General features: G+C 42.4%; 23 protein-coding genes and 3 pseudogenes. 15 read left to right on the top strand and 11 right to left on the bottom strand.

Annotated features, from left to right (window positions below):
• Window positions 1-147 precede the first annotated feature (147 nt).
• Complete coding sequence (gene sstT, locus LPAF129_RS03850; RefSeq protein WP_244054840.1) at window positions 148-1404, bottom strand: serine/threonine transporter SstT; 1257 nt, start codon at window positions 1402-1404, stop codon at window positions 148-150.
• Between the two features lie 550 nt (window positions 1405-1954).
• Here sstT and LPAF129_RS03845 point away from each other — a divergent pair.
• Entirely contained in the window at window positions 1955-2815 is an 861-nt protein-coding gene (locus LPAF129_RS03845; RefSeq protein WP_244054839.1) for a helix-turn-helix domain-containing protein, read from the top strand.
• A 487-nt stretch (window positions 2816-3302) separates the two neighbouring features.
• Entirely contained in the window at window positions 3303-4373 is a 1071-nt protein-coding gene (locus LPAF129_RS03840; protein ID WP_244054838.1) for a YdcF family protein, read from the top strand.
• 225 nt (window positions 4374-4598) lie between these two features.
• Here the strand turns inward: LPAF129_RS03840 and LPAF129_RS03835 are convergent, their stop codons facing one another.
• Together LPAF129_RS03835 and dld are read right to left on the bottom strand one after the other, a co-directional pair.
• Window positions 4599-5465, bottom strand: coding sequence for a metallophosphoesterase family protein (locus tag LPAF129_RS03835; RefSeq protein WP_244054837.1), 867 nt, complete (start codon window positions 5463-5465; stop codon window positions 4599-4601).
• A 521-nt stretch (window positions 5466-5986) separates the two neighbouring features.
• Window positions 5987-7666, bottom strand: a complete 1680-nt coding sequence (gene dld, locus LPAF129_RS03830; RefSeq protein WP_244054836.1) for a D-lactate dehydrogenase — start codon at window positions 7664-7666, stop codon at window positions 5987-5989.
• Between the two features lie 390 nt (window positions 7667-8056).
• Between dld and LPAF129_RS03825 the strand changes: the two genes are divergently transcribed.
• Both LPAF129_RS03825 and LPAF129_RS03820 read left to right on the top strand, forming a co-directional pair.
• Complete coding sequence (locus LPAF129_RS03825; protein ID WP_244054835.1) at window positions 8057-9229, top strand: cation:proton antiporter; 1173 nt, start codon at window positions 8057-8059, stop codon at window positions 9227-9229.
• Window positions 9230-9264: 35 nt separating this feature from the next.
• Window positions 9265-10248, top strand: coding sequence for a nuclease-related domain-containing protein (locus LPAF129_RS03820; RefSeq protein WP_244054834.1), 984 nt, complete (start codon window positions 9265-9267; stop codon window positions 10246-10248).
• Between the two features lie 327 nt (window positions 10249-10575).
• Here the strand turns inward: LPAF129_RS03820 and LPAF129_RS03815 are convergent, their stop codons facing one another.
• Complete coding sequence (locus LPAF129_RS03815; protein ID WP_244054833.1) at window positions 10576-10968, bottom strand: DUF1694 domain-containing protein; 393 nt, start codon at window positions 10966-10968, stop codon at window positions 10576-10578.
• A gap of 159 nt (window positions 10969-11127) precedes the next feature.
• Here LPAF129_RS03815 and LPAF129_RS03810 point away from each other — a divergent pair, with 159 nt between their 5' ends.
• The 8 genes and pseudogenes from LPAF129_RS03810 (at window position 11128) to LPAF129_RS03775 (ending at window position 16642) form a co-directional block, all read left to right on the top strand.
• Entirely contained in the window at window positions 11128-11445 is a 318-nt protein-coding gene (locus LPAF129_RS03810; protein WP_244054832.1) for a hypothetical protein, read from the top strand.
• Between the two features lie 93 nt (window positions 11446-11538).
• Window positions 11539-11745, top strand: a complete 207-nt coding sequence (locus tag LPAF129_RS03805; protein WP_244054831.1) for a CsbD family protein — start codon at window positions 11539-11541, stop codon at window positions 11743-11745.
• Window positions 11746-12239: 494 nt separating this feature from the next.
• A complete protein-coding gene (gene msrC / locus LPAF129_RS03800) occupies window positions 12240-12713 on the top strand; it encodes a free L-methionine (R)-S-oxide reductase MsrC (RefSeq protein WP_244054830.1) in 474 nt (157 codons plus the stop codon).
• A 6-nt stretch (window positions 12714-12719) separates the two neighbouring features.
• Window positions 12720-13802 (top strand): annotated as a pseudogene (locus LPAF129_RS03795) (methionine ABC transporter ATP-binding protein).
• Window positions 13796-14461: pseudogene (locus LPAF129_RS03790) on the top strand (methionine ABC transporter permease); the annotation flags it as partial. The pseudogenes LPAF129_RS03795 and LPAF129_RS03790, both read left to right, overlap by 7 nt.
• A gap of 57 nt (window positions 14462-14518) precedes the next feature.
• A pseudogene (locus LPAF129_RS03785) lies at window positions 14519-15368 on the top strand (MetQ/NlpA family ABC transporter substrate-binding protein).
• A 2-nt stretch (window positions 15369-15370) separates the two neighbouring features.
• Window positions 15371-15844, top strand: coding sequence for an S-ribosylhomocysteine lyase (locus tag LPAF129_RS03780; protein WP_244054829.1), 474 nt, complete (start codon window positions 15371-15373; stop codon window positions 15842-15844).
• A 27-nt stretch (window positions 15845-15871) separates the two neighbouring features.
• Window positions 15872-16642, top strand: coding sequence for an acetoin reductase (locus LPAF129_RS03775; protein WP_244054828.1), 771 nt, complete (start codon window positions 15872-15874; stop codon window positions 16640-16642).
• Window positions 16643-16733: 91 nt separating this feature from the next.
• Here LPAF129_RS03775 and LPAF129_RS03770 read toward each other — a convergent pair whose 3' ends face one another.
• Together LPAF129_RS03770 and LPAF129_RS03765 are read right to left on the bottom strand one after the other, a co-directional pair.
• Window positions 16734-17564: a DUF1129 domain-containing protein gene (locus tag LPAF129_RS03770; protein WP_244054827.1), complete on the bottom strand. Its 831-nt coding sequence runs from the start codon at window positions 17562-17564 to the stop codon at window positions 16734-16736.
• Window positions 17557-17895 carry a PadR family transcriptional regulator gene (locus tag LPAF129_RS03765; protein ID WP_244054826.1) on the bottom strand — a complete coding sequence of 113 codons (339 nt, stop codon included), beginning with the start codon at window positions 17893-17895 and terminating at the stop codon, window positions 17557-17559. The genes LPAF129_RS03770 and LPAF129_RS03765 overlap by 8 nt, the downstream gene beginning before the upstream one ends.
• Window positions 17896-18086: 191 nt before the next feature.
• Between LPAF129_RS03765 and LPAF129_RS03760 the strand changes: the two genes are divergently transcribed.
• Both LPAF129_RS03760 and LPAF129_RS03755 read left to right on the top strand, forming a co-directional pair.
• On the top strand, window positions 18087-18554 hold the full coding sequence (locus LPAF129_RS03760) for an LbetaH domain-containing protein (protein WP_244054825.1): 468 nt from the start codon (window positions 18087-18089) through the stop codon (window positions 18552-18554).
• Window positions 18511-18684, top strand: a complete 174-nt coding sequence (locus tag LPAF129_RS03755) for an LbetaH domain-containing protein (RefSeq protein ID WP_244054886.1) — start codon at window positions 18511-18513, stop codon at window positions 18682-18684. Before LPAF129_RS03760 ends, LPAF129_RS03755 begins: the two co-directional genes overlap by 44 nt.
• Window positions 18685-19086: 402 nt before the next feature.
• Here the strand turns inward: LPAF129_RS03755 and LPAF129_RS03750 are convergent, their stop codons facing one another.
• The 5 genes from LPAF129_RS03750 to LPAF129_RS03730 all read right to left on the bottom strand — a co-directional run bounded on the left by LPAF129_RS03750 (window position 19087) and on the right by LPAF129_RS03730 (window position 23364).
• Window positions 19087-19617, bottom strand: coding sequence for a P-loop NTPase family protein (locus LPAF129_RS03750; protein ID WP_244054824.1), 531 nt, complete (start codon window positions 19615-19617; stop codon window positions 19087-19089).
• Window positions 19618-19707: 90 nt separating this feature from the next.
• Window positions 19708-20502, bottom strand: coding sequence for a class I SAM-dependent methyltransferase (locus LPAF129_RS03745; RefSeq protein ID WP_244054823.1), 795 nt, complete (start codon window positions 20500-20502; stop codon window positions 19708-19710).
• Window positions 20489-20890 (bottom strand): hypothetical protein, encoded by a 402-nt coding sequence (locus LPAF129_RS03740; RefSeq protein ID WP_244054822.1) that lies wholly within the window; start codon window positions 20888-20890, stop codon window positions 20489-20491. The genes LPAF129_RS03745 and LPAF129_RS03740 overlap by 14 nt, the downstream gene beginning before the upstream one ends.
• A 34-nt stretch (window positions 20891-20924) precedes the next feature.
• Window positions 20925-21137: a helix-turn-helix transcriptional regulator gene (locus LPAF129_RS03735; RefSeq protein ID WP_244054821.1), complete on the bottom strand. Its 213-nt coding sequence runs from the start codon at window positions 21135-21137 to the stop codon at window positions 20925-20927.
• A 226-nt stretch (window positions 21138-21363) separates the two neighbouring features.
• On the bottom strand, window positions 21364-23364 hold the full coding sequence (locus LPAF129_RS03730) for a putative ornithine decarboxylase (RefSeq protein WP_244054820.1): 2001 nt from the start codon (window positions 23362-23364) through the stop codon (window positions 21364-21366).
• A gap of 447 nt (window positions 23365-23811) precedes the next feature.
• Here LPAF129_RS03730 and LPAF129_RS03725 point away from each other — a divergent pair, with 447 nt between their 5' ends.
• Window positions 23812-25275 (top strand): APC family permease, encoded by a 1464-nt coding sequence (locus tag LPAF129_RS03725; RefSeq protein WP_244054819.1) that lies wholly within the window; start codon window positions 23812-23814, stop codon window positions 25273-25275.
• Window positions 25276-25959 lie beyond the last annotated feature (684 nt).

The raw sequence follows: 25959 nt of genomic DNA, 5'->3' as shown, positions 1-25959 counted from the left end.
GAGTCAATTATTGTGACTGAGATAGACTTGTGTACCCAAATGTCTCAAAACAGTCCACCTAAAAAAAGACCTTCAATGCCAAGTTGCATTGAAGGTCTTTTCTTCTGAGTGTTCATCTTCTAAACAAGCTTTTTTATTCTGTGAATATTACCCGCGGGCCTGGTTTGCACGTTTGATCGCGGCGGAAATGTTAACAGGCTTCCCGCTCTTGCGCAGGTCCCCGTATTCGGCAGCGGCGGTGAACAAGAGGTCAGACGCTGAGTTCACGGCTGTTTCAACGGAATCTTGGATCACACCGATCACAAAGCCGATCCCAACCACTTGCATGGCGATGTCGTTACTGATACCAAAGAGGCTGCAGGCCATGGGGATCAGTAAGAGGGAACCGCCGGCGATTCCGGAAACACCAGTGGAAGCGATGGCCGTTAGGAAACAAAGGACCAAAGCTAGTGGAATAGAAAAGTCCATTCCCAGAGTGTGCGTGGCAGCTAGGGTCATGATCGAGATCGTGATCGCCGCGCCGCCAGAGTTGGCTGAACCGCCCAGTGGGATCGAAACGCCATAACTCTTTTCATTTAACCCGAGATCTTCGCAGGCTTCCAGGTTAATTGGAATATTGACGGCACTGCTTCGCGTGAAGAAAGCGGGGATCCCCGAGACCTTCAACGTCCAGAAAACGAGTGGAAATGGATTTTGGCGGGTCAGTGACCACACCATTAATGAATAAACGACCAGATAGACGAAAATCATCGTGCCGACCAGCATTAAAACGAGTTGGCCGTAACGTAAGACACCCTTTGTACCTGTTTCAACTAAGGCTTGGTGAACCAGACCAACGATCCCAAATGGAGCGAATTCGATGATCCAGCCGGTAACTTTCCCAATCATCTGTGAAAAGTCTTTGATGACCGTTCTCGTCGTTTGACTGGCAGCCTGAAGGGCGATCCCCAACAAAACGGCCCAGAACAAAATCGTCAAATAGTCACCGTTCATGAGTGCATGCACTGGGTTTGAGACGGCGTTGGTCAGCAGGTCACTGACAATTTGCCCTAGGCCTTTGGGAGCATTCGCAGCCGAAGCGGTTGTAGCTTTTGACAAAACCAGCTTAATTGGAAATAAGTACGAAGCTAACACGGCAGCCACGGCCGATAAGAAGGTGGCTCCTAAGTATAAAATAATGACAGTTCCAAAATGATTTTCAGTTCCTTTTTCATAGCCCGAGATCGAGGACATGATGACCATAAAGACTAACAGCGGTGCGATGGCTTTCAAGGCACCAATAAAGAGTTCTCCTAATAGGTCGATCCAGGTCCAAGAAGGAAGGACCACCCCTACGAAGACACCGATGATAATGCCAATTAGTATGCGCCCAATTAATGGGATCCTGGTATACTTTTGAAACATATTTTTCCCTCCAACTAAATTCTTCTCATTTAAATTATAATATTATTAGAATTTTAAAGGTAAAATGAGTAAAAGTCAATGAAAAGTTGAAATTATTGCATTAAAATTGAAAAAAGCTACCAAAATGGCGGTAAATGTTCGGAAATTAAAGCGCTGTCATGCAGACGGTGAGCCAAACTGGTTGTTTTCCAGGCAGATTTAACCGTAATTGACCGGCTAGCACTAGATAATCCCCTGCCTAAATCAAGCATTAATTTCGAACAGTTCCGCAATAGCATGGTATAATCTATTTAGTGGAATTGGTCTGGTAAAAATTAACTGGCAAATTACCATAGTTAAACCCAGACAATTGACTTGATTGCTCTGTCGGAAAAGCCTGTTGATTATTTTTAGGTAAAACGTATTACTTGGTGGTAAATCTCAGGGGAATCTTCTAGTTGAATCACATTTGATTATGTATAATAATAGATATTGTGAATCTATCGGCTAAGAAGTAACAGTGAAATAGTAGAATCGGTTAAACAAACTTTAGTTAAGAGGTACAGATAAGATGATTAATGGTGGATTAATTCGAAAAAGAAGAAAAGAACTTAAAATGTCCCAAGGGGAACTCGCCGAGGGCATCACTTCGCAAGGGATGATCAGTCAGATCGAAACTCGGTCAGCCGTTCCTTCTGGGGAAACCTTGGAAAAAATTGTTACACGTTTGAATATGAGCTTTGCCGAAGCAGTTGGCACTGAAGAATTTATTGATGGCAACTCGCTGGTCTTGAGTGCAGTGGTCAGAATTTTGCACCACCAATTTGATGCTGCGAGCGAGATCTTGGACAAACTCGATACATTAGATGATATGACACTTGAACTGACTTTGTGGCGCGACTATATGCGGGCATGGATCTTAGCGCACTCAACGACTGACCATCGCTCCGACGCAATTTTCACTTATAACCGGATCTTGCAGGTCACACACCACGAAATTGGCGTTTTATGGCCATTAGTTGCCAGTGATTTAGCGGTCGAATACTTGATTGCTGGAAAAGTTGAACCAGCCAAGTATTACATCGACCAGGCACGGGAAGCCTTTGCGGACCACGACCCAGAAAAACAAAGCTATGCGACCTTGCAGCTGTGGACCAATGCATCTTATTACTATTTAAATATGAAGCAGTACGATGAAACTTTGAAAATCACACGTAAGGGAATTGCGATGGCACAAAAGGAAATGATTTCGGGCCCAGTCGACAAGTTGTATATTAACATGGCCTATGCTTTAGCGGGTGTCAATGGCAAATGGATCCCAGAAGCCATCCAGGCCTTGTATATGGCGTATACTTTTGCTGACCACATCCATAATGATGAAGTTAAGGAGCGAGCAGTGGCAGAATTAAATGCCCAGGGCTACGCTTTATAAAAAACACAGAGTGGAGCAAGCCGGGAGGACTCGAGTACCATCGGAACCTAGTGGCTAATGCGCTTTAGGCATTGGCCGCTGGGTTTAGATGGACGGAAAGTCCTGGCTTGAGTAGCTCGACTAAACACAGAGCGGAGCAAAGCGTTTAGCTTCCGAGCATATCGGAGACCGGCCTTTAATGCGGTTTCGGCATTGAGGGTTGGTCATGGATAGGCGGAGCTTCCTGTTTCACGGAGCTCGACTAAATACACCCGAGCAAAATAAGTAGAAAGGAGTTTTAATGCGTACTTGCATTGAAGCTCCTTTTTGATTATGCGGGATGAGGTCCTGTCACTGAAAGAAAAAATGAACTCATAGGTTATGGAAAACCATTTTGCGATAACCAGCAATTATTAAATTTGAAAAAATACCAAATTCTTGTAAAATTAGAAATGAACTGGTCGAATCAGGCCAGCAACTAATTTTACGATGATCGAGGTATTTTTTTATGGGGCAAACAGCAATTTTGATCAGTGGCGGGACGATTTTCACCTTGGTCTGTGTAGTTTTACTAGCAATTAGTTTACATCAAAATAAATTCCGGATCCTCAATGGAGTCCTGTGTAACCTAGCGTTACTATCGTTTGCGGTGACAGTGATTTTGGCAATCGAGGCCACAAATATTCACTGGCTCAACACAATGTTGATCGTAGTGTTAGCGGTGATTGGTTTCCCGCTCTTATTGCTTTATTCATTATTAGGCGTGCTGTTGTTGTGGAACGCGATCACCGTGTGGCACAAGGAAAGCCACACTTTAGGCAATATGCTGACGCTAGGTCTGGGAGTCTTGATCCTGGTGGTTTTGCCAGTGATCAGGTTCGTTGACCGGAGCTTTTTCTCACAAGATTCAGTCACCTTTTACACTTCTTTCGTGGTGCCAGTCCTTGGTTACTTTGTCTTTTGGTTTTTAGCGTTCATTACGTCCTTTATCATTACGCGCCTGTATCGGCCCAGCTACAACCAGGATTACATTATTGTTTTAGGAGCAGGGCTGTTAAATGGTGACCAAGTTTCGCCGCTGCTAGCTTCTCGCATCCAGTGTGCCTTAGACTTTGCGAATGCACAAGAACAAAAGACCCACCATTATCCTTGGCTGATTTTTTCTGGTGGTCAGGGCGGCGATGAGACCAAACCGGAAGGGACAGCTATGAAGGAGTATGCCTTGGCTCATGGAGCGAACCCTGCCCGGAGCCTTGCCGAAGAAAAGTCGAAGAATACGTACGAAAACATGGCTTTTTCCAAACAAATCTTGCAAGACCATCAAGTTGATCTGAAACATGGCCTCTTCGCAACCAGCGATTACCATACTTTCCGCGCCGCAGGTTATGCCCGCTATGTCGGTTTGAATATCGCCGGTCTGGGCGCCAAAACGAGTCGTTTTTTCATTCCGAACGCGTTTATCCGGGAGTACATTGCTTTGTTGGCCAACCATAAAAAGTTCCATTTGGTGATGCTGGGAGTTATTTTCCTGTGGTCACTAGTGAACTTTGTGGTCGGCAATGACTTACAAATATTCTAAGTGATTACCATAATTCTTTTCGGGCATAAAACTTAACAAGCGGAGAAATGTTTGATACAATATAAATTGTAATCAATGACCTCCCAAAATTTGTTGATTACTCTAAAAACAACTATGCTTCAAGCCCAGTGACCCCTTAAACTTAGTCGCTGGGCTTTTTTGTGCACTAAAATAACCAGGTTCAAAGGCCTGGTTACTTTGGAAAACGACCAGTGTGTGGTCTGATTATTGTGCAGCTCGTGTTTGTTCTTTTAGCTCATTCAAATATTTGGCTGCGAGTTTGTCATAACCGCGTTTGGCATTAATTTCTGCTAGTAAAGCGGTGTTGTGGGTCGATGAATGACCCGTTAACAGCTGCTTTTGTTCCAGGTCGACATAGGGGAAGCCTCGGTCACGGCCTTTTTGCAGTTCAATGTTTAAGTCGTAGGCGGCGCGGCGGAAATCGACTTTAGCGAGCCCAGTGTCATTGACTGTCAGCAAAAGGTAGCTGGCAGCCCGATTTTGCAGCAACTTGGCTCGGGTGTTCCAGGGACGACCAACGGCGCCGGGATTCAAAATAATTTGGCCCTGATCACTGTAACGCCAGAGGGGACTATGGATATGAGCGTAGATGGCCACATCGATGGCCGAGTCGAGCGCTAGCTGGTCAAAATTAGCCTGAGGCTGGGTGGGGTAAAGGCTATGCCCATGGTTTTGCCCTGGCAGGTTATGGCTCAATGAAAAGAGCAGGTCGCCAACTTGCTTACGGCCAGACATTGGCAGGTGGACTAGTTGTTGCCGGTGTTTGGCGCTCAAATGTTCATTTTCATACTTGACAAGCACAGTGAAGTAGACATTAGTCGGATCACTAAGATCCCAGTTAGGCTGAGTCATTTCCTGGTTGAAGTCGCTTTCCCAGTTACCCATTAAAACTTGAGTTAAATTAACTTGGTCTAACAGCTGGAGACATTCTTCGGAGGTCGCTCCACCAAAGGCAATATCGCCAAGGGTCCAAAATTCGCTGGCCCCCTGGGCAGTAGCATCGTCGATGGCTGCTTGCAGAGCAGTTGAGTTTCCATGACTATCGGAGAGCACTGCAATTTTTTGTTCCATATCAGTAAAACCTCCAATTAATAACAGAGCGGAGCAAAGCGGTTAACTCCCGAGCACTATCGGAGAATGGCCTTTGATGCACTTTTGGCATTGAAGGCTATTCTTGGATAGACGGAAGGAGTTGCTTTACGGAGCTCGACTAAAATAACAGAGCGGAGCAAAGTGGTCAGTTCTGTTTAATTCACCAGACTATATTTAAGTTCTTTAATATCAAGCATAATTAACTAGCTAGTAAAAGTCAAAAGCTCTGCCTGGTAGATAATTTTTTACGTAAATTGTTTCAAAGAATGGCTTTAATTGATAAATTCGTCTCTTAGTTTGCACGATCCAGTTGCTGTACACGTTAATCCGGAAAAGTTATGTCTACAGCAGCATCTGTACACGTTAATCGGGGAAAGTTATGTGTACAGCAGCATCTGTACACGTTAATCCGGGAAAGTTATGTCTACAAACACAATAGAAAATTACTCAACAAAAAAGGAACCCTACCTTGCGATAGAGTTCCTTGGAAAATACTAATTTTAGTATTCTCCCCAGTTTTTGTTCATTGATTGTAAACCAATCCCAGGGTTGAAACTGTTAGTTGGGTCGTTCTTCTTGTAATGGTCAACCAAAGCTGGAGCTGCCAAGTATAAGTGACCAACGTTGTGTTCTGCTGGGTAAACAGCATGGCGTTCGTCCAAAAGCTTCAACATTTCCATCTTGAGTTCATGAGCATCAACGCCAGGCTTCAAGATGTAATCTTGATGCATAACGTGATCAAGCAAATGACCATAATAGATCTTGTATTCGATCTTGTCGTCGATTTCCTTTGGTAGATGTTCGAACCAGTGGTAATCGTTGCTTGCTAAAGCAATATCCAATGGCAAAATGTCAATGCTATCTTGCTTTAATTCTTGATAACGAATAGCGACACCGGCTGTTACATAACGGTGAGTTGCAGCCTTGCTTGTTTCGTCAGCAGTGGCTTCGAAGTAGTTACCGCTAGCCTTTGAGAAGTATTCTTTCAGGTATTGGCGTGCTTCTTCGATTCCTTCACCAGCCATCTTCAATTGTAGATAATGATCATACTTAACATAGTAGTTATCTAGTCTTGTCGGCATTTGGTTAGGGAACAAGTGACCTGCTGTTTGCAATAAACGATCTGGGAAGTAGTTCTTGAAGAATGGAATGTGCTTCAAGAAGCGTTCGCCCCAAGCTTTAAGTGCAAACATTTCTGGTAGATGTGCTGTCCCGATCTTTTCAATGACGATCAATGAATCTTTACCATACTTCTTGGCCAAACGGTAAGCATCTTTATGCATGTATTCACCAGAAACAGGTAAGTTCTTGAAGTTCTTCATGATGTAACGACGGACATCTTCCAATTCGTCAGGGTTGTTAGTCCCAATGTAAAACATTTGTGTTTTTTCATCCATTGGGAATGTATCCAAACGAACAGCAAGTGCGGCCACGTGACCAGCTGAACCAGCAACCTCATATAATTCTTTAGGATTGGCGTTGTAACGGATTGGTTGATCAGAGTCAACATCACGGACAACTTCTTCATGGTCATACATTGAGCCATGGCGTTCACTGGCTGGAACATTATTCAAATCAAAGTTCCGGTTTTCCAAGTTAGTAATGATTTCTTCAGGTGTGTCACCCAAGTCAATGCCCAAATGGTTAACCAAGTGCATTTCGTTGTTTTCGTCGATCCAAACATACAGTGAAAGTTCTGTGTAAGCTGGTCCACGACGAATCAAGGCACCACCAGAATTGTTGTTGATCCCACCAATGACTGATGCACCTAAGTTAGATGAACCGATCACTGAATGTGGTTCGCGTTTGAGCGGTTTTAATTCATTTTCAAGTTGGAACAAGGTTGTCCCAGGGAATGCTAGTGCTTGTTCCCCATGGTTAAGTAGTTGAAGGTCTTTAATTTTTGAGCCACTAACCACAACTGCCTGGCGGTCATAACCAGGAGCTGGAATTGAGCCTTCTGTCAAAGAAGTGTTGGATGCTTGCATAATAATGATGATGTCGTTGTCATGCAAAACATTCAAAACACGCCACATTTCCATCAAAGTAGTAGGGAAGACAACAGCGACTGCATCGCCTTCACCTGAACGATACCCTTTCCGGAAACGTAAAGATTTTGCTTTGTCGGTAATGACATTCTTATTACCGACGATTGAGACTAGTTCGTTAACTAAGTCCATGTTAATTTCTCCTCTCTGTAACACTTAAAGTAAGCGTTTAAATCCCTGCACTATCAATCGTACTCTTTTTGTAAGTTAGTTAGTAAATATGTAGTACAACAGTCAATTGTACTTAACTTTTGCACTAACGTCAAGGGTTGAAACGCTTTCTTTGTTAAGAATGTTTGATTTTTGTTATTTAATATGGTAGCTTTGTGATTCAGAAATTCGTGTTTAGACCGCGCAATGTAAGACATTGAGAGTTGAGAGTTTGAGTAAATAATGTTAAAATACTTTTAATATAAAAACTGGTTGGAGCTCCGGCTTTCAAGAATTTGTCCTCGTTTGGGTTGCTAGGACAGCTTGAAGTCGGGCTTTTTTTGTAGTTTGCAAGGGAGAGTTTAAATTAAAATGGCAGAGATTGGAACATTAGCGTTAATTTTGTTAGCAACGGCGGTAGCGGGGCATTTCAGTGCTCGGCTTAATTTTCCACCGGTGATTGGTCAACTATTGGTGGGGGTCGTTTTAGGCCCGGCCATGTTAAATTGGGTCAAGCCCGGGTCACTGGTAGAAATCTTTTCAGAACTTGGAGTGGTGATCTTAATGTTTATTGGCGGACTGGAAAGTGATTTGCGTCTGCTTAAAAAATATTTAAAACCCAGCTTATTAGTTGCGGTGGCAGGTATGATTTTTCCGATTGTCGGAGCCTATTTAGTGGGGCAGTCTTTTGGCTTGAACCATTTGGAAAATATGTTTTTAGGTGTGATCTTTGCGGCGACTTCAGTCTCGATCTCGGTCGAGGTCTTAAAGAATATGCGCCAGCTAGATACGCCAGAAGGTACCACGATTTTAGGTGCTGCAGTGGTCGATGATGTGTTGTCGATCATTGTCTTGAGTGTCTTGGTCAGTTTTGCTGGCAATAAGATTGCGGCTGGCAATGCCCGGCCGTTATGGATGAGTTTATTATTACAGGTTGCTTTTTTTATCGTCTTATTTGTAGTTAGCCGCTGGGGTGTACCACATTTAATGCGGTTGGGTGAACGGTGGCTGATTCCAGTTGCTGAAACAGTGATGGCACTAATTTTGTGCCTGGGTGCCGCTTATTTGGCAGAATCCGTGGGATTAAGCAGCGCGATCGGTGCATTTTTTGCTGGACTTGCCGTGGGTCAAACTGACTTTCGGCAAAAAGTTGATCGTGAGATCGAGCCTGTCGGTTACGCCATCTTTATCCCAGTCTTCTTTGTAAGTGTTGGTTTAAACATGACCATGACGGGTCTAGTGGAGGACTTTGGTTTATTTGCCGTGCTGACAATTGTCGGGACGTTGACTAAATGGGGCGGATCCGCGCTGGGAGCTGGTGTTGCTAAGTTTAACTTGAACAGTTCGAGCATGATTGGCGCCGGAATGATCTCGCGGGGAGAAATGGCGTTGATCATTGCACAAATGGGATTCAACGCGCATTTGTTATCGACCGATAATTATTCAGCGGTGATCGGCGCAATAGTGGTCACCACGTTGATGGCACCATTTATTTTGCGGGCTGAGATCAAACATTTGGCAAAAAATAACCAAAATTCCAATTAATTGCGTATCTTCTAGTAGGAGGTACACATAACATAATGAGAAAAGAAGCTTTAGAAACTCAATATTTACAGGTTCTGCAGGAACGAGTCCAATTAACGACGACGGAACAAGCAAAATTTCAGCGGGCCCAAGCTGGTTACCAAGGAGAGTGCACCTTTGATCGCTGGAGTGCTGAGTTGCTTACTGATTGTTTGGATGATGTGAACTTAAGCTATCAAGGAAGTCGCTGTCAAATGGACAAATTGTTCGTGCACGGTTCGGACCTGTATGTGATTGATGTCAAAAATTATAACGGGGCGTACAGTTACCAGGCAGGTTGCTGGTATTACAATGGCCGGGTCTTGGCACACAATATTTTTGAACAGCTCACGCGCGCCCAAGATTTGCTGGCCCGTTGTTTGAGTGACCAGCATGTTAAGCTGCAGGTCAAGAGTGTTTTGGTATTTATGGATCCGCGGGTTCAGCTGGATTTGACGGATCCGCCGGCGCACATTGAAATTAAGTCAGCGGCGGACGCTTATGCTTGGCTAGTGTCACTGAACCAGGAGAAGTTTGCGATGGTGACACCTCCATGGAAGCAAGCAGTGCGCCATTATGAGGTGCCCGGCTATCGACCACGGCAAGATTTAGGGGACACGCCGCGACGCCACTACCGCCATGGAATTCGGTGCGTTCACTGCGGCCAATTTGCCATGAGCCAGGGGCGGTATGCGGTGACGTGTCAACATTGCGGCACGAGTGAAGCGAAGGAACACGCCTATGTTCGGACAATTTGTGACTATGGTGTGCTGTTTTTCAAGCGAGACCTTCGCCGGCGGGACTTATGCGAGTTTTTCGGGGAAGGATATAGCGAGCGGTATTTAACATTCGTATTAAGTAAGCACTTTGTTTCAAAGGGAAAAAGAAGAGCAAGAAATTTTGCTTATATCAACAAAGGTATTAGATTCCAATACTGGTTTGCAGATAAATCTGATTATTTTCGCAAAATTCAACAGCGAATTAACTGGGAACGGCAATGATTTTGTTGAGACATACTTCTGTAGACATAAGAATACGAAAGTAACGTTTACAGCAACTTCTGTAGACATAAGATTGGAAAAGTAACGTGTACAGCAACTTCTGTAGACATAAGAATGCGAAAGTAACGTGTACAGCAGCTTCTGTAGACATAAGATTGGAAAAGTAACGTGTACAGCAGTTTCTGTAGACATAAGTCCGGTAAAGTAACGTGTACAGTGCTAAGTTGAATGTAATTTCTCGCTATTTCACTAAAAAAGCGCCTCCCACCAGTGGCCCCATCCAGTAATTTTGGAGAAGGGTCCGCCAGCGGGGGGCGCTTTTACTATTTATTTTGGAAAACGTTTGGCAACGTCGACTTCATCCAGATGCAAAGCCGTGTCTACCGTGCAAACGACTGCTGCGAGAGCGTCTATGTCGTCTGGGGCAGCTTTCCCGGCGAGCACTGTCGAGTGGTTGGCGACCATATTTGACAGGTCAGTCAAGTTGTCGAGCGCCGTTTCCGAGGCATTACCATTAATCCGTAACTGGTATTCGGGATGCTGGTCGAGCTCCTTGTGCAAAACGTCGATGAATTGCGGCTGCTGAGCCTCGCCTTGATCGAGCGTCAAAGCGACGCGCTCACGAAACGTACCCAGATATTTGCGTTGTTCGTCCGGCTTGACTTTGGGTGTGCCATACAGGCTTTCAGTCAAACGGTCATTTAAATCGTCTCCGGCCATTTACTGGTCCTCCTTTAATTTCATGCTTACTTTTACCATACCATAGTTGGTGAAAAAGATTAATGATTTCAGGCTAAATGGGTGCAGTTTGGTCCTCGTTGCGGAAATTTCTTTACTAATCAAACAGATGTTCGTATAATGAGAGCAGAGGTGGTAAAAATGCAGACAGCGCACCAACAGGTGGATGTGATGGAACAACGGATCAACCAACACTTCAAACCCCATATCAGGGCTCGCTATCAGATCCAGATCGTGAATGATAAGTTTGACCGCCATTTTAACTTCTTTTTTCTCTACAAACGTGGGCAAGAAAACACGCATTCGGTCCCGATCCGTGTGATTCAAGAGTATGACTGGGTTTATTTTGAAGAAATCGTGACGGAGCTTCACCGGCGAGTCAACTTTACGTTGCGGTTTACCGGCTTTCAAGGGGAGATCTGGCAGTCTAATGGTCGGGATATTCCAGCTTATTGGTAGGCTCAGTGAGCATTTAAATGGTGTTTTAGTTAGCCAGCAATTATAATAATGGTGCTGACGTATAGCAAATCTAATTTGAAGGAGTGTTGGATAATGAGCAACTTTGATGATAAATTGGATCAGGCAAAAAGCAAGGGTAAAGAAGCCCTAGGTAAGGTTACAGGTGACAAGAAGACTGAGGCTGAAGGTAAAACTGAAGGCGCAGTAAACGCAGCTAAAGAGAAACTCGATGACGCTAAGGATACGGCGAAAGGTGCCGTTGAAGGTTTGAAAAAAGGCACCGACAAAGACGAAGACTAAGTAATGTAACTGGCTGGTCTCACAGATTTGGCAATAACTGTCAAATTAGTGAGGCCAGTTTTTTTACGTAAATAAAAAATTAAACTTAATGGTTGACAGCTATTTGTTTTAGTTGCATAATAACTACATTAAATTTAAATGAAAAATAAACGAGAAGATGAGTAACTCAGCGGAGATCTCAAGAGAGTTGTCAATCATGGTGGAAGACAACGATGGAAACTGGGTGAAGATGGTCTTTATGATTCGTTGCAACACTGAGCTCAGGCTAGGTGTTGCCGGGGACGCCCGCTACAGCGTTAAGGTATGCACACATAAGTAAGTACTGATTTTAAGCACAGCTTTAGTTTGTCGTACCCGATGAGGAGTGTTCCGTGAGGGGCAGTCAAACTAAGGTGGTAACACGAAAAGCATTTTCGTCCTGGTCTAGAAATAGATGGGGATGGGAATGCTTTTTTGTGTTTCATTACAATTTAGTTAGAAAGGAGTGACTTTAAATGAGTGAAAAAGCAGCACGATATGAACTGTTAAAACAACAGGCGCAAGCATTATTGAAAAATGAATCTGATCTGGTTGCGAACATGAGTAATCTGGTGTCATTGGTGTTTAATGAGTTGCCACGACTAAACGGGACGACCTTTTATCGCCTGATAGATGGCGAACTGCTACTGGGTCCGTTTCAAGGCAAGCCAGCTTGCATGCATATTGCGGTGGGCAAAGGCGTCTGCGGAACGGTTGCAGCTACTAAAAAAGCAGAAATTGTCTCAAATGTTCATGAGTTTCAAGGACATATCGCCTGTGATAGCGCATCTAAGTCTGAAGTGGTGGTGCCAATCTTTAAAAATCAGCAGTTCTGGGGAGTGCTTGATTTAGACAGCCCAGAATACAACACTTTTGACAAAGTGGATGCCAAATATTTGGCAGAAATTGGCCCGCTGATCTTCGGTGAAAAAGCAGAGATTGGGGAGTGAAACTGAATGGTAGCAGAGACTAGCAACGTGATTGATTTACAAAATGTCAGGGTCACATTCAAAAATAGCGGGCAGGAGCTTAGAGCAGTAGACGATGTGAATTTGCAAATTAAGCAAGGTGATATCTACGGGATAATTGGCTACTCAGGAGCTGGAAAAAGTACCTTGGTCCGGGTGATCAATCTCTTGCAACAACCCAGCGCAGGGCAAGTGTTCGTGGGTGGTCAGGATTTACGGACTTTAACAGCACCTCAGCTGCGGCACGCTCGTCAGCAAATTGGGATGATCTTCCAGCATTTTAATTTAATGAAATCGCGCACCGTGTTGGGTAACGTTGAATATCCGCTCTTGGGCAAGAAAATTAGTCAACAAGACAGGCGAAAACGAGCTTTCAGCCTGTTACAACGGGTCGGACTAGAAGAATACGCAAATACTTTTCCAGAAAGACTGTCAGGTGGGTAAAAGCAGCGAGTCGCAATTGCCAGAGCCTTAGCGACTGAACCGGAAGTTTTGATTTCTGACGAAGCTACTAGTGCTTTGGATCCTAAAACTACTCAGTCAATTTTAGAACTGCTAAAAAAGCTCAACGAAGAGTTGGGATTAACGATCGTTTTGATCACGCATGAAATGCAGGTGATCAAGTCAATTTGCCATAATGTGGCGGTGATGGATGAGGGACGGGTGATCGAACGCGGACCAGTTAGTCAAATTTTCACTGCGCCGCAAGAAAAATTGACGACTGATTTTGTGGAGACTTCCACGAATGTTAAGGCGGCCATTGAGAGAGTGACTAAAACGGTCAAGCTGGATGAATTGCCAGCAAATCAAGAATTGGTTTACTTTAATTTCATTGGAAATGCAACTAAACAAAGCATTCTCTCGGAATTGTCGCAGACTTACCACGTGTCTGAAAATATCTTGTTTGCCAATATTGATGAAATTGACGGAGAAAGTGTTGGCTATATGATCGCAATCATAGCAGGAGATTTGCCGCCGTTTAACCAGGCACTTGAAGATTTACGCTCGCAAGGAGTTAAGACCCAGATACTAAGTGGAAGAACAGTCAGAGAGGGGGAAGCATCATGCTAGAAAAGTTGCTGCCAAATGTTTTCCAAATGAAGGGACAGTTTATCCAAGCCACCTGGGAGACTTTGTATATGACCTTTGGGTCGGCAGTGATCTCAGCGTTTTTGGGGCTCTTTTTAGGAATTTTTCTGGTAATCACCCAACCAGGCGGGATCTTAGAAGACCGGGTCACATATTCACTCCTAGACAAGGTGACTAATCTCTTACGGTCGATTCCATTTATTATTTTGTTAGCGGTCATCTCGCCGTTAACTCAGTATTTAATTGGCACGACTGTTGGAACTACGGCTTCTTTAGTTCCGTTGATCTGTGGGATTTTTCCGTTCTATGCGCGCCAGGTGCAAAACGCGTTGTTGGATGTAGACGATGGTGTGATTGAAGCGGCTCAGGCGATGGGTTCTAGTCCAGCTGCGATAATTTTTCGGATTTATTTGCGGGAAGGATTGGCCGACATTGTCCGCGTTTCGATCGTAACAATCATTAGCTTGATTGGCTTAACTACCATGGCTGGCGCGATCGGCTCTGGCGGCTTAGGTGACATTGCAATCAGTATTGGCTATGCCCGCTTTCAAAACGATGTGATCTTGGTGGCGATGCTGATTATCTTGATCTTGGTGTTCGCCGTTCAAATTATTGGTGACTGGTGCGTGGGTCTCATTGAACACCGACCATTAGGCAGAACAACAAATCCAGCTCGGACAGAAAAAAGCGGAAAGGGGGTGAAGCAGAGTTTCTGGTGGTTAGCAGGTTCTTTGGCGGTAGTCAGTCTCATTTTTGTCGGAATCCATACGATGACTACTCAGGCTGCTCAAGCAGATCAAACTAAGACGATCACCATTGGGTCACAGGGGACCGATTACGAAACATGGAAATATATCGCTAAGTCGCAGTCAGCTAAAGACCTCGGCTTGAAAATTAAGGTCAAGCAAATTACCGATGGTGTCCAGCTGAATCAAGCCACCTCGCAGGGCAACGTGGATGTGAATGCCTTCCAATCTTTATCTTATGTCCAAGCTTATAATCAACAAAATAAGGGTAATAAACTAGCAGTTTTAGGAACGACTTACTTAGAACCAATGGGAATCTATTCCAAAAAATACAAAAATATTGTGGATCTTCCTACTGGAGCAACAGTCGCGATTGCAAATAATCCTTCTCAAGCAACTCGTGGCTTACTGTTGCTGCAAAAGGCGGGCTTGATTACCTTGAAAAAGGGCTTCGGTAACTTAGGGATGGTTAATGATATTGTTGCTAATCCTAAAAAATTACAGTTTAAAAAAATTGATGATACCACGGGCCCGCGGGTGATCAACAATGTTGATGCAGTGTTAATTTCTAACACGGTTGCTTTGGAAGGTGATTTGAACGTTTTGAAGGACTCGATTTTCCATGAAAAAGTGGATCAGAGTACGAAGGCTAACGTCAATATTTTGGTAACGGCGGCGAAGAATAAAGACAACCAGGAATACAAAAAAATTGGTCAAATTGTATCATCAAAAAGAGATTCAAAAGTACATTCAGAAAAAATACTATGGAACCAAAATTGAAGTTAAAAAAGGAGATTATTAATCATGGCTAAAGTTGAAAGTTTTACATTGGATCACACACAAGTTAAGGCACCCTACGTTCGTTTGATCACGGAGGTGCAAGGAGAAAAAGGCGATTCTATCAGCAACTACGATTTACGCTTAGTGCAACCAAATGAAAATGCGATTCCTACGGCCGGTTTGCACACGATTGAACACCTCTTAGCTGGTCTGTTACGTGATCGGCTCGATGGTGTCATTGATTGTTCACCATTTGGCTGTCGGACTGGCTTTCATCTGATCACTTGGGGTGAACATTCTACAACAGAAGTCGCCGAGGCTTTAAAAGGTTCTCTAACAGAAATCGCTGAGCAAGTGACTTGGGAAGATGTGCAAGGAACTGATATTTATAGTTGTGGCAATTACCGGGATCACTCCTTGTTTTCAGCTAAGCAGTGGTCACGAGATATTTTGGACGCAGGAATCAGTGATGACCCATTTGAACGCCACGTAATTTAAGCAATTTTATTAGAGAGGGGAAAAGATATGAGTAAACTTGCGATTGTTACAGGAGCTGGTCAGGGAATTGGCGAGGGAATTGCTCGTCGTTTGGTCAAAGATGATTACGCCATTGCGGTGGCAGATATTAATGATGAGACTGCGCAAAAGGTGGCTGCAGATTTGACCGCTCAAGGCTATCAAGCTCGAGCTTATCATGTTGATGTTGCACAGCGGCAAGAAGTTTTTGACCTTGTGCAAAAAGCAGTGACTGATTTGGGCGAGTTGGCATTATTCGTTAACAATGCCGGAATTGCGTTTATTGATAGTTTCGTAGATTCTGCACCAGATGATGTCGAGCGTTTGTTAGATGTGAACCTCAAAGGAACATACTGGGGAATCCAAGCTGCTGCGACACAGTTTAAAAAGCAGGGTCATGGTGGACGAATCGTCAACGCTGCTTCCTTGGCAGGCTACGAGGCTTCGGCTTTGCAGAGCGCTTATTCTGCTTCCAAATTTGGGATTCGTGGTTTGACTCAGTCAGCCGCTAAGGAACTAGCAGCAGACCAAATCACGGTTAACGCTTATAATCCGGGCATCGTTCGGACTAAGATGCGGGATGCGATCGATGCAAAGACCGCGGCGATTAAAGGCAAAACAGTTCCTGCACAACAAGCAAGTTGTTTAGCAGAAATTCCACTTGGTCGTGAGGGGACACCCGCTGATGTTGCTGAGGTAGTCGCATGGTTTGCATCTGATGCTGCCAAATACGTCACTGGACAGTCACTGCAGGTCGATGGCGGAATGAGATTCCACTAAAACTTTAATTTGATCAAAATAAGGGCAGCCCGAAACTTCTGGGGTTAGAGAGTTTCGGACTGCCTTTTTTGCTGTGAATGATTTTTAAAAGTTAATTCTTTTTTGCCAGAATGAAGTTACCTAGCAAAAAGAACGCTGAAGCGGTTAAGACGATGATCAGTTCAGTAGTTTGTCCGGTAGTGGTGGTTAAAAAGGAGCCGATTGTTCCTGGCAAACGCTGCGCGATTCCCAGAACGCCTAAAATTAGCAAGAAAAAGACGAGTGGCAGCCAAGTCTTTTTATCCTGTTGCTTGACGAACAAAATTGTGCCAATTACAAACCAAAAGACAATAATGGTAATTCCTAATCTATTACCAATTGTAATTTGAAAGGGAGTTGTGATAAAAAATTGAATTAAAAATATTGGAACGATAAGGAGAATTCCTAGTAGAGTCGGCTTGATGTTTTTCTGCCAGTTAGTCGCTTTTTTAGATGCAGCTTCATAAATAGTATTACTTAGGAACCTAAAGATCAAAAAGATCGCCAAGACTAGGTAGAAGCCGTTTAGGATGCCAGTTCCTATATCAAGGGCTGAATGAGGTGAAGCCATGCTGGGCAGAGCAATAAAGAATAGGTAGATCCCCAAAATAAAAAGGATGTCCTTGAAAAATTTTGTAAGACTTCTGGGGAACTGAGTAAGCAATTCGTCGGCGACTTGTTTGGCATTTCGCCCAAAATATTGTTCAGCTGAGACATTGTCTGACTGGGCATCAAGGAGATCTTGTAAGATCTCTAGGAGTTTAGATTCAATGTCTTCTTGGTCTTGAATAAAGCTGCGGGTCCGGACGTATAAAAGTAGATTGCTGTAGAATTCTTCATTTTCTGAAGTTAATTTTTGGCGTAATTGGTTGTTTTCTGCAACAAAAGTTTGTTCTTTAGTCATGGGATTCCTCCTTGATCAGGGTATTAACCGATTTTTGAAGTTGAGACCACTCTTGAATGAATCTGTCTTTTTCTTGCTTTCCTGTTGCGGTAATGTAGTAATATTTTCGTGTGGGTCCAAGAGTTGAAGCCTTTCGTTTGCCTGTTATGAAGCCGCGTTTTTCCATCGCCGTTAGTAGTGGATAAATGGTTCCCTTAGGCACACTGCTTAGTCCATAACGATTCATTTCTTGACTGAGTCCGTACCCATATTCGGCTTTTTTGTTTAAGATCATTAAAATGACTCCTTGTAAGATACCTTTTAAAACTTGGCTTGATATATCTTGTGCCATAGTGTTGTCTCCCTGCTAATATGTTTAACATACTAGTAGGATAACAAAAAATGACTAGTTTGTAAAGCAAACTAGTCTAGTGGATTTTTTTAGTATAAATGTGAATGGTTGTGGCTCTTTTGGAAATGTTTTAACTAACGGTTGATACTAGACATCAAGCGTTAGTCTGCATAGAATAGCAGTAAAGAGAGGTGTTTCAAGATGGAAAAAGTGCTCTTAAAGGAATTAATGGTGGTCAGGTTGTTTTTTCAGGTGAGATGCAAGAGCAGGTTGATGAACTTGTGAGTCAAACAACTGAAAATTTGGTGAAGTTCAATCAGGCAGTTACAAAAGAAGAGCAACAAAAAGCGCTGGAAAAGATCCTACGTTATCCTTTTCCGCCAACGCTTAGAATTAATCCACCCTTTCAAGTTGATTTTGGGGCCCATACTTTTATTGGTAAGAATGTCTTTATTAACCGCGACTGTTTATTCATGGATCTCGAGGGAATCTATTTGGAAGATAATGTATTGCTGGGGCCGAGAGCAGCTCTGTTATCAATTAATCAGGATGAAGAACCAGAGCAACGCCAGAATTTGATTTTAAAAGAAGTCCGCATAAAAAAAAGGGGCATGGATCGGTGCGGGGGCTACTGTTCTTCCTGGTGTTACGGTCGGTGAACATTCGATCGTGGGTGCTGGTGCAGTAGTTACCAAAGATGTTGCTGCAAACACGATCGTTGCTGGGGTACCAGCACGTTTTGTTAGAAGGATAAAAAACGTGAAGAATAAGCGTGACAACCGTCTTTAGTTTTAGCTAACCTAGTTTAAAAAGGTTCCACTTTTGAGGCGAACTGGCTTTGGATGGTGCGGCTTAGAAGTTAGTCAATTTTTAATAAATGATAGGCATCATTAAGGCAGATAGACGCCCCTCTTGAATTGCGGCAGGCATCAATATTGTCATTTTCTTTGTGCGTAATTAAATGAATCTGAAAGTGCGGGAGCGATTGTCCAGAAGATGGTGTAAGCTTTCAGGGTCACAATCCTGAAGATTGCTGCTGTACTTTTTAGGAATTGCTAACATATGGTAGTTAACAGCTGCAGTTTGGTCTAAAAAACACAGGAATAAGCGTCCTCATAGATCCGTTCTGCTAGGGAGCTAGTTAGACTTATCATACAAAAAGGACATTTTTCCATGTAATTCATGCTCCTTTCATTTGGGTGAATGGTGTGGTAGAAATTTACTATTTTTTCGCAAATCTATTAAAATCTGTTGAATGATTTCTTTTTGAGTCAAATCTTCGGCAAGCTGGTGTTCGCTGGAAACGGCTAAAAAGTCTTTGTCTAACCACCATTTTTCCAGTAGTTCCTTACTAAAACGATGGTCAGCAGCGTGCTGGTCGTTACGTTTAAGTGTCTCCGAAAAAGAGATGTCAAAGTAGTAGACTAGGGTGTTATTGTCAAAAAATTCCAGAAGGTCAGAAAGCATCGTTTGGTATTTTTCCCGGTCTAAAATTCCTTCTAAGATGACGTAATCGGACCTATTTTTCCCAAATTTACAAATTTGTGAAATAAGCTGAACACTGGGATTCTCTGGAAAGTCCTTAACGTTTAGGATTTCTAGACGGATAAGATCTTGAGAAACCAGCATTGTGGTTTTAGGTGCTAGAGCTTGCCGCAGTAGGCGGGCAGTCGTAGTTTTGCCACTGCCCGAATTACCACGTAAAATAATTAACTTAGTCAATATGAAAACCGCCTTTCCTAACGCTTAACTACCAGAATTTAGCTGCCGTTATAAGGGGGAGGCCATTACCAAATTAGCTTGCTTTAGCAACTATTCTTTGACAGCTTGAACAATTGAAGTGCTCATCCAAGGGCCTGTCCACCAACCGTTGAAGCCAGCCTTAGCTGTGTGAATGTTGGTAAAGTGTTCTTCTTTTAAGAGCCGCCGATATTCTTTTAGGTTATTGCCAGTGTCAACGATGACCAATGTCCCCTCGGCTTTCAAAACGCGACAGGCTTCCCGGAGAGCTTGTTCTCGTTTTTGCTGCGGTTTGATATTGTGAAACGCTAAGCTAGAAACAACAAGATCGAAACTGTTGTCGGTTAGAGGCAGGTTACTCATATCAGCGGTCAGTAATTCCGTTTTGTTAGTTAGACCTAATAATGCAAGATTTTTCTTGGTCTCATTTTCGCTATTATGGGATTGATCTGAACTGTGCCATAAGTCAACGCCGGTTACCCTACCTGGAGCGATAATTTTTTGCGCAAATTTAATTAGAACAGCACCATGCCCGCAACCTAGATCTAAAATGTGGGCATCTTGTGGGATAGTTAAACTAGCTATGATCTTATCCCAAATCAGATATTTTCCCCGCAGTGAAGTATGTAAAAAAATAATTCCACCGCCAATCATGGATAGACCGTACACGACTGTCATCCAAGCAAAGGGGTAAGGGCGATTATAAAAATAGATCAACAGGCTTAAAAAGCCCACTACAAGGTAACTAAGTGGTACTAAGGGAGCATCGATACCACCTTTAATTTTCTTTTTCATGATAATAACCGTCACTTTCAAAAGGGCTGCAGGTAGATAGACAACTGTATTAATGTGTTTAATCTGCGTCATACTTATTCCAAAGAATGTAGTACTGGATATTTGGAATAAAGAAAGCTAAACTTAACCAGCCAATAGACCAGAAAATTTTAGTTGTAAGAGAAAAATGTGTAATCAAAGAAAAAATAAGCAAAATAAAAGCAAGCATAATAAGGTTAGTGAGAGTTGCTAGTATCGCACTGTGAACTTTTAAAGCAATTTGTTGGTCTCGTTCATCTTTGGCAAAATAAAGTACATCAGATGCTTTGGTTGGTGTTACGTGGTATTTTTTTGACATAAATGTAGTTTCAAAAAAGATAATGGCAACTGATAGTAAAATAATAATTAGAGCCCAAGCATACCATTTTTCAACTACAAAGACTACAGTTAAAAGAAGTCCTGCTTGCCATAAGACATTCATCCAAAAGCTAAAACGAACTATTTTTTAGTAACACTCATTTTAAATCCTCCTCATTTTCTTGATAGTCAAATAAAGCGTTAACGGTCGTGTGGAGCTGGTGCGCAAGTTTAAAAGCTAAAATCAAAGAAGGATCATACTTATCATTCTCAATCGCATTGATTGTTTGCCGAGTGACTTTGGTTAGTTGGGCTAACTCTTCTTGAGAAAGCTTTAGTACCTTTCTTCTTCGCTTAATGCTGTTTTTCATATTCTATACCTCACATAATAAGTAAAATATGTTTTACATATAAAGTAAAACACTTAAGACATTAAGTGTCAATAACATTTGACGTCTTAAGTGTTTGTAACTATTTAGAGTTTTTCTAATTTATGATTATGATTGTTGTCTGAAAGATCTTTGACCATCATTTTGTCAAGTTTATCTTGCATTTTTTTCTTGTGTTATCAATCAAGCACTACTTCGGAAACGATTGTTACATTTTTTCTACTTCGCCTTGGACGTGATAATGTCCGTTTTCATCTTGCCGGTAGTAAACACCTTGAATTTCAGGAATGAAGCCGGCAAATTTTTCCATGGCACCGACAAGGACTTGGAAATATTGTTGGTCGATCCTTTGCCATTTTTCGCCAGGTGCAACAATGAAGACACCTGGTGGGTAAGGTAAAGCACCTTCTAAAGCAATTTTACCAACGATTTGATTTAAATCACAGAGTTCGTTTTGATTGCGTTTGAATTTTAAGTCTGCCTGCCAAGGAGTTTCAGTGTAATCTTGTAAACCTTTCTTGGCAAATAAAGCTTTTTGTAAATGGAAAGTGTCATTTTTTCGATAATAGTCATGCATTTCTTGGCAAAGTTGCCGTAAAGTATAGCCGTGATAACGCTGGCTGTATTTTTGATAGAGCGCTGGCAGAGCTACTTGCAAAGAGACGTCCGCCAGATAATCGGCTTCGAATTCCAATAAAGCATCCAGTAGGGTGTTTAAGTCTTCTACTGAATCGCCTGGTGTTAGTAAGAACAACAATGAATTTAAATCATCTTTTCCGCGGATAATGCGTTTCTCCATTAAGAATTCCGCAACAACGGCTCCTGGAATACCACTTTCTAAGTAACGCTCATTAGCGATGTCGATCCCAGGTGTGACAATAGTTAGTTTAAACGGGTCGAGGACTGCTTCACCAACTGCAGTGTGATTGAAACCATGCCAGTGAGCGTTTGGATCAAGCTGCCAATACTTTGGCTGGCTAGCTAATTGTTCTGTCGGTAGCTCTTGCCAAGGGGTACCTTCATAGGTTAAAGGAACCAGTGGTTTGAATAATTTCGAGTGTTGAAGCAGTTCCTTACGAAATTCAATACTAAGTACTAACAGGTCCTTCCACCACTTAGTGACACCAGGGCTGGCTGCTAAATAAGCATTGGCGGTTAATGAAGCATAGACAGGATAAGAATAACTAGAGGTTACGTATTTCAAATAAGCATTGTTAAAGTGTTTGTGGTCAACGTAACGGGCTTGGCCTTTTAAATGGCTGTCTTTTTTCAAAATTTGCGAAGTTTGACCCATCCCAGCTTGTTGCTTATGAATGGACTGTGTGACTAAGATCCCAGGATCATCTGAGCCGTAGGTGTGACTGAGTGGTGATAAGTCATTTAACAACGGACTAAATTGTTCATAACCGCCCCAGGCACAATCGAAAAGGAGATAGTCACAGAGCGGACCGATCTTATCAATGATCCATTGTGCACTATAAAAAACGCCATCGTAGGTTTCAGATTGAACGACGGCTAACCGGAAGGGACGTTTAGCATCTGCTTTTTCAGGAGCCACTTTTCTGATTTGTTCTCTTAAGTTTTCTTCAGTTAAATCTGCAGGATCCATCGCTCCAATTAAACCTAATGGATTACGGTCAGTCCGGATGTAGACTGGGACAGCACCGCTTGTGACTAGGGCACTATTATATAAAGACTTATGATTGTTCCGGTCAAATAAAACCAAGTCTCCCGGTGTTAGGAGGGCACTAGCGCAAATGGTATTGGCACTGGTTGTTCCATTAGTACAGAAGTAAACTTTATCAGCATGATAAGCTTTGGCAGCGACCTGTTGTGCGGTGAGCGGGGTACCAGTATGCGTCATGGTATCACCTAGTTCAGCGACCGTATCGCTAGTGTCAGCGGTTAACATGTTTTCACCAAAGAAACGGTTGAAAACCACACCGGCTGGATGTTTTTCATAATACTGGCCGTTATGATGACCGGGAGTTGTGAAACTTAACGGTTTTTCTTCAGCAAATGCAACTAGATCACTCAAAAAGCCCGGGACAGTTTGTTGTTCGTACTGTTGGGCAGCGGCAGTTACTTGAGATTGAATGGCCTTAGCGTTGTAAGGTGCGCTCACTTGAATAATTGGAAAATTTAAACCTGAGTTTTGCTGTAAGTCTTGCAAAATGCGTTGGGTAAGATCGTCGTGTTCAAAGGTCACCGCTGCCGCTAATTCGGCTGGATTTAAATCTTGGCTCGACTCTTTCCCACTGGGAAGGTAGGCAGTTGCTTAGGGTTTTAGGAGCAGCAATTTTTAAAATTTTCATTTTTGCACATTCTTTCAATATTTTTAAGAATTTCTGTAAAAAATAGTTAGCAAGGTTTATAATATTATGATTGCTATCTACTAATTTTTAGCACGATAGTAGGTCCTTAATCAAGTTTTATTCTACATATTTGAAAAGAAGTAGTCGTAAGCAAGAGTGTACTGTTGCTGTTGCCTGAGCAAATTTGTTTTCAGGCAACCTGAATTATTTCAAAGTGTGAGCCAAACTACATATCAAACGAGGAAAAATAATGTCTTTTCTTAGCACTGTTCATAAGCTGCCGAATATTTGGTGATCATTAACCGATAACAACCAAATAATTAAGGAGCAAATTATCAATTATGAACGAATTACAACCGAATAAACACTATATGAATTGGATGGTTATTGCGCTATTAGACTTTGTCACAATCATTAGTTTTGAAAACATTTTCTATCCTTTTCAAAATCAAGGACTTTCCGTCGTCATCTCGTGGATTTTTCTTTTATTTGCCTATGTCATTCCCTATGAAATGATCGCTAGTCAAATGAGCTTGACTTTTGATAACCAAGACGGCGGTTTAGCCTCTTGGGTCTGCCGGAGCACTAACGATACCTTAGGTTACGTGACCTCATGGATGTATTGGGTCCAAAGCGTCCCTTATATTGTGGATGTTTCCAACTCAGTGATCGTTTCGTTTAGCTGGATGATCTTGGGGGATAGCTCTTTAGGGCAAAGAATGTCTCCATTTTGGTTTGGACTATTAACTTTTGGCCTGATTTTACTGTTCATTTTACTGGAAAATGCGATTAAAAATTCTCTGGAAATCTTGTCGCTGATTGGTGGCGGAGCAATGTTTGTGATGTCCGCCTTGTTTGTCCTTTTGGCAGGATATGCGCTAACTCACGGAGTTCATATTGCAACTCAACCTTTTAACTGGCACTCATTTATGCCTAATTTTTCGTTAAAATACTTTTCAACGACTGGTTTATTAATTTTTGCTATGTCTGGTGCAGAATTGGCGGCTCCCTATGTCGTGCGGATGCGTGATCCAAAGCATGAATTTCCGAAGGCGATGTGGTTGTTAGCTATTATGACAGCATTTTTGACGATTTTTGGAACCTTATCATTAGCTGTCTTCTTTAATGCTAACAAAATTCCACACGACTTTAAGATGAACGGTCCTTATTACGCGTTCTCATTACTCGGTGCACAACTTGGCTGGGGCAAAATTTTGATGTACATTTTTGCAGTGGTACAGGCTATTTTCATGATGGCACAATTAGCGGTCCTGTTGGACGCAACTAGTCGAGTTTTTGCCGGGGATGTTGCCGATAACTTTATGCCTAAGTGGGTCACTAAGAAAAATAAAAATGGCCGGCCAGTTAATTCATACTTAATGACCACTGGACTGAGTTTGTTTTTATTACTTTTAACGGGAACTTTGCCAGATATTAACACGATTTATAATTGGCTGTTGAATATTAATGGAATCGTCTCCCCTTATAAGACATGTTGGGTCTTTTTTGCCTTCGTTGCAGTGCGCTGGCAGGATAAAAAATTCCATTCGGACTATGTTTTCATTAAAAATAAACTCGGCGCACTTTTGGTAGGTGGTTGGTGTTTGGCGTTCACATTTGTTTGTGCGACGCTTGGATTCATTCCCCAAGAAGTTAAGTTTGGAACGCACGCCTTTACGCACCAACTAATTTTGAATGTCATTACGATTTTTGTTTTATTTGGATTAGGATTTGTAATGCCATGGCTACGCAGACGTGAACTGCGTAAAGAAGATTTAGAGAATAACGGTACAGGAGTAAAATAGTTAAACTAGCGAAATAGCAGTTTAATGAAACTTTACAGTTAAAATAACTAAAAATAAATAACGTCATAATGAGGACTGAACGTGCACATTATGACGTTATTTTTGGTCTAATTAGATCATAAAAATTTAATGCATCGTGTTTTAGAGTTAAAGACGGTTAGCTTACCGTCCGTAGCATACAAATAACTTTTTATAAATCGTTACAAAATTCAAAAGCATTACTTCTGAAACGTATTTGTTATCTTGATGATTTGTGTTATTTCTAGGGCCATGCATAACATAGACAAAATTGAGCACCTGCTTAATTCATTGATAAAATAGCTGTTTTTAGTAAGTAGAGAAAAATCTGGGTGAGAATGGAGAGGGTTGGCTTTGCTATCGAGGATAAAAATGATAATGTGGAATTATTAACACGTATTAACTGAGAAAGGTGTATTGATAGTGCTAGGATTCAAATTTTAAAAGAAAGGATGATAGTTTGTTATTTAACGGCTACAGCATATGGTGTTAGAGTTACTTTTTATCAATTAGCTTCTTTTGTTTTGGAAAGCTGGTAATTGCAAGAGGAAACTGCAGGATAAATTGTGGCAAGCATATTACTTTAGTCGCTGCGGACATTCAAGCAGCTTTTGACTGAGTTAGTGAGTTGGGTGTTTAGCTTGTGGACAGATTAAGATCCTGCCC

Origin of the sequence: Ligilactobacillus pabuli (genome assembly GCF_022836475.1) — a bacterium.
Lineage (GTDB): Bacteria > Bacillota > Bacilli > Lactobacillales > Lactobacillaceae > Ligilactobacillus > Ligilactobacillus pabuli.
The sequence above is the reverse complement of the archived record's forward strand: the minus strand, read 5'-3'. Positions and strand labels throughout refer to the sequence as shown.

What these genes read in the sequence shown, in the direction of transcription:
- LPAF129_RS03835 (WP_244054837.1), bottom strand. Translation starts at nt 5,465, where the DNA reads ATGGAACAAAAAATTGCAGTGCTCTCCGATAGTCATGGAAACTCAACT.
- LPAF129_RS03840 (WP_244054838.1), top strand. Translation starts at nt 3,303, where the DNA reads ATGGGGCAAACAGCAATTTTGATCAGTGGCGGGACGATTTTCACCTTG.
- LPAF129_RS03820 (WP_244054834.1), top strand. Translation starts at nt 9,265, where the DNA reads ATGAGAAAAGAAGCTTTAGAAACTCAATATTTACAGGTTCTGCAGGAA.
- sstT (WP_244054840.1), bottom strand. Translation starts at nt 1,404, where the DNA reads ATGTTTCAAAAGTATACCAGGATCCCATTAATTGGGCGCATACTAATT.
- LPAF129_RS03805 (WP_244054831.1), top strand. Translation starts at nt 11,539, where the DNA reads ATGAGCAACTTTGATGATAAATTGGATCAGGCAAAAAGCAAGGGTAAA.
- LPAF129_RS03745 (WP_244054823.1), bottom strand. Translation starts at nt 20,502, where the DNA reads ATGACGCAGATTAAACACATTAATACAGTTGTCTATCTACCTGCAGCC.
- LPAF129_RS03725 (WP_244054819.1), top strand. Translation starts at nt 23,812, where the DNA reads ATGAACGAATTACAACCGAATAAACACTATATGAATTGGATGGTTATT.
- LPAF129_RS03740 (WP_244054822.1), bottom strand. Translation starts at nt 20,890, where the DNA reads ATGAATGTCTTATGGCAAGCAGGACTTCTTTTAACTGTAGTCTTTGTA.
- LPAF129_RS03735 (WP_244054821.1), bottom strand. Translation starts at nt 21,137, where the DNA reads ATGAAAAACAGCATTAAGCGAAGAAGAAAGGTACTAAAGCTTTCTCAA.
- LPAF129_RS03815 (WP_244054833.1), bottom strand. Translation starts at nt 10,968, where the DNA reads ATGGCCGGAGACGATTTAAATGACCGTTTGACTGAAAGCCTGTATGGC.
- LPAF129_RS03825 (WP_244054835.1), top strand. Translation starts at nt 8,057, where the DNA reads ATGGCAGAGATTGGAACATTAGCGTTAATTTTGTTAGCAACGGCGGTA.
- msrC (WP_244054830.1), top strand. Translation starts at nt 12,240, where the DNA reads ATGAGTGAAAAAGCAGCACGATATGAACTGTTAAAACAACAGGCGCAA.
- dld (WP_244054836.1), bottom strand. Translation starts at nt 7,666, where the DNA reads ATGGACTTAGTTAACGAACTAGTCTCAATCGTCGGTAATAAGAATGTC.
- LPAF129_RS03765 (WP_244054826.1), bottom strand. Translation starts at nt 17,895, where the DNA reads ATGGCACAAGATATATCAAGCCAAGTTTTAAAAGGTATCTTACAAGGA.
- LPAF129_RS03810 (WP_244054832.1), top strand. Translation starts at nt 11,128, where the DNA reads ATGCAGACAGCGCACCAACAGGTGGATGTGATGGAACAACGGATCAAC.
- LPAF129_RS03770 (WP_244054827.1), bottom strand. Translation starts at nt 17,564, where the DNA reads ATGACTAAAGAACAAACTTTTGTTGCAGAAAACAACCAATTACGCCAA.
- LPAF129_RS03780 (WP_244054829.1), top strand. Translation starts at nt 15,371, where the DNA reads ATGGCTAAAGTTGAAAGTTTTACATTGGATCACACACAAGTTAAGGCA.
- LPAF129_RS03775 (WP_244054828.1), top strand. Translation starts at nt 15,872, where the DNA reads ATGAGTAAACTTGCGATTGTTACAGGAGCTGGTCAGGGAATTGGCGAG.
- LPAF129_RS03845 (WP_244054839.1), top strand. Translation starts at nt 1,955, where the DNA reads ATGATTAATGGTGGATTAATTCGAAAAAGAAGAAAAGAACTTAAAATG.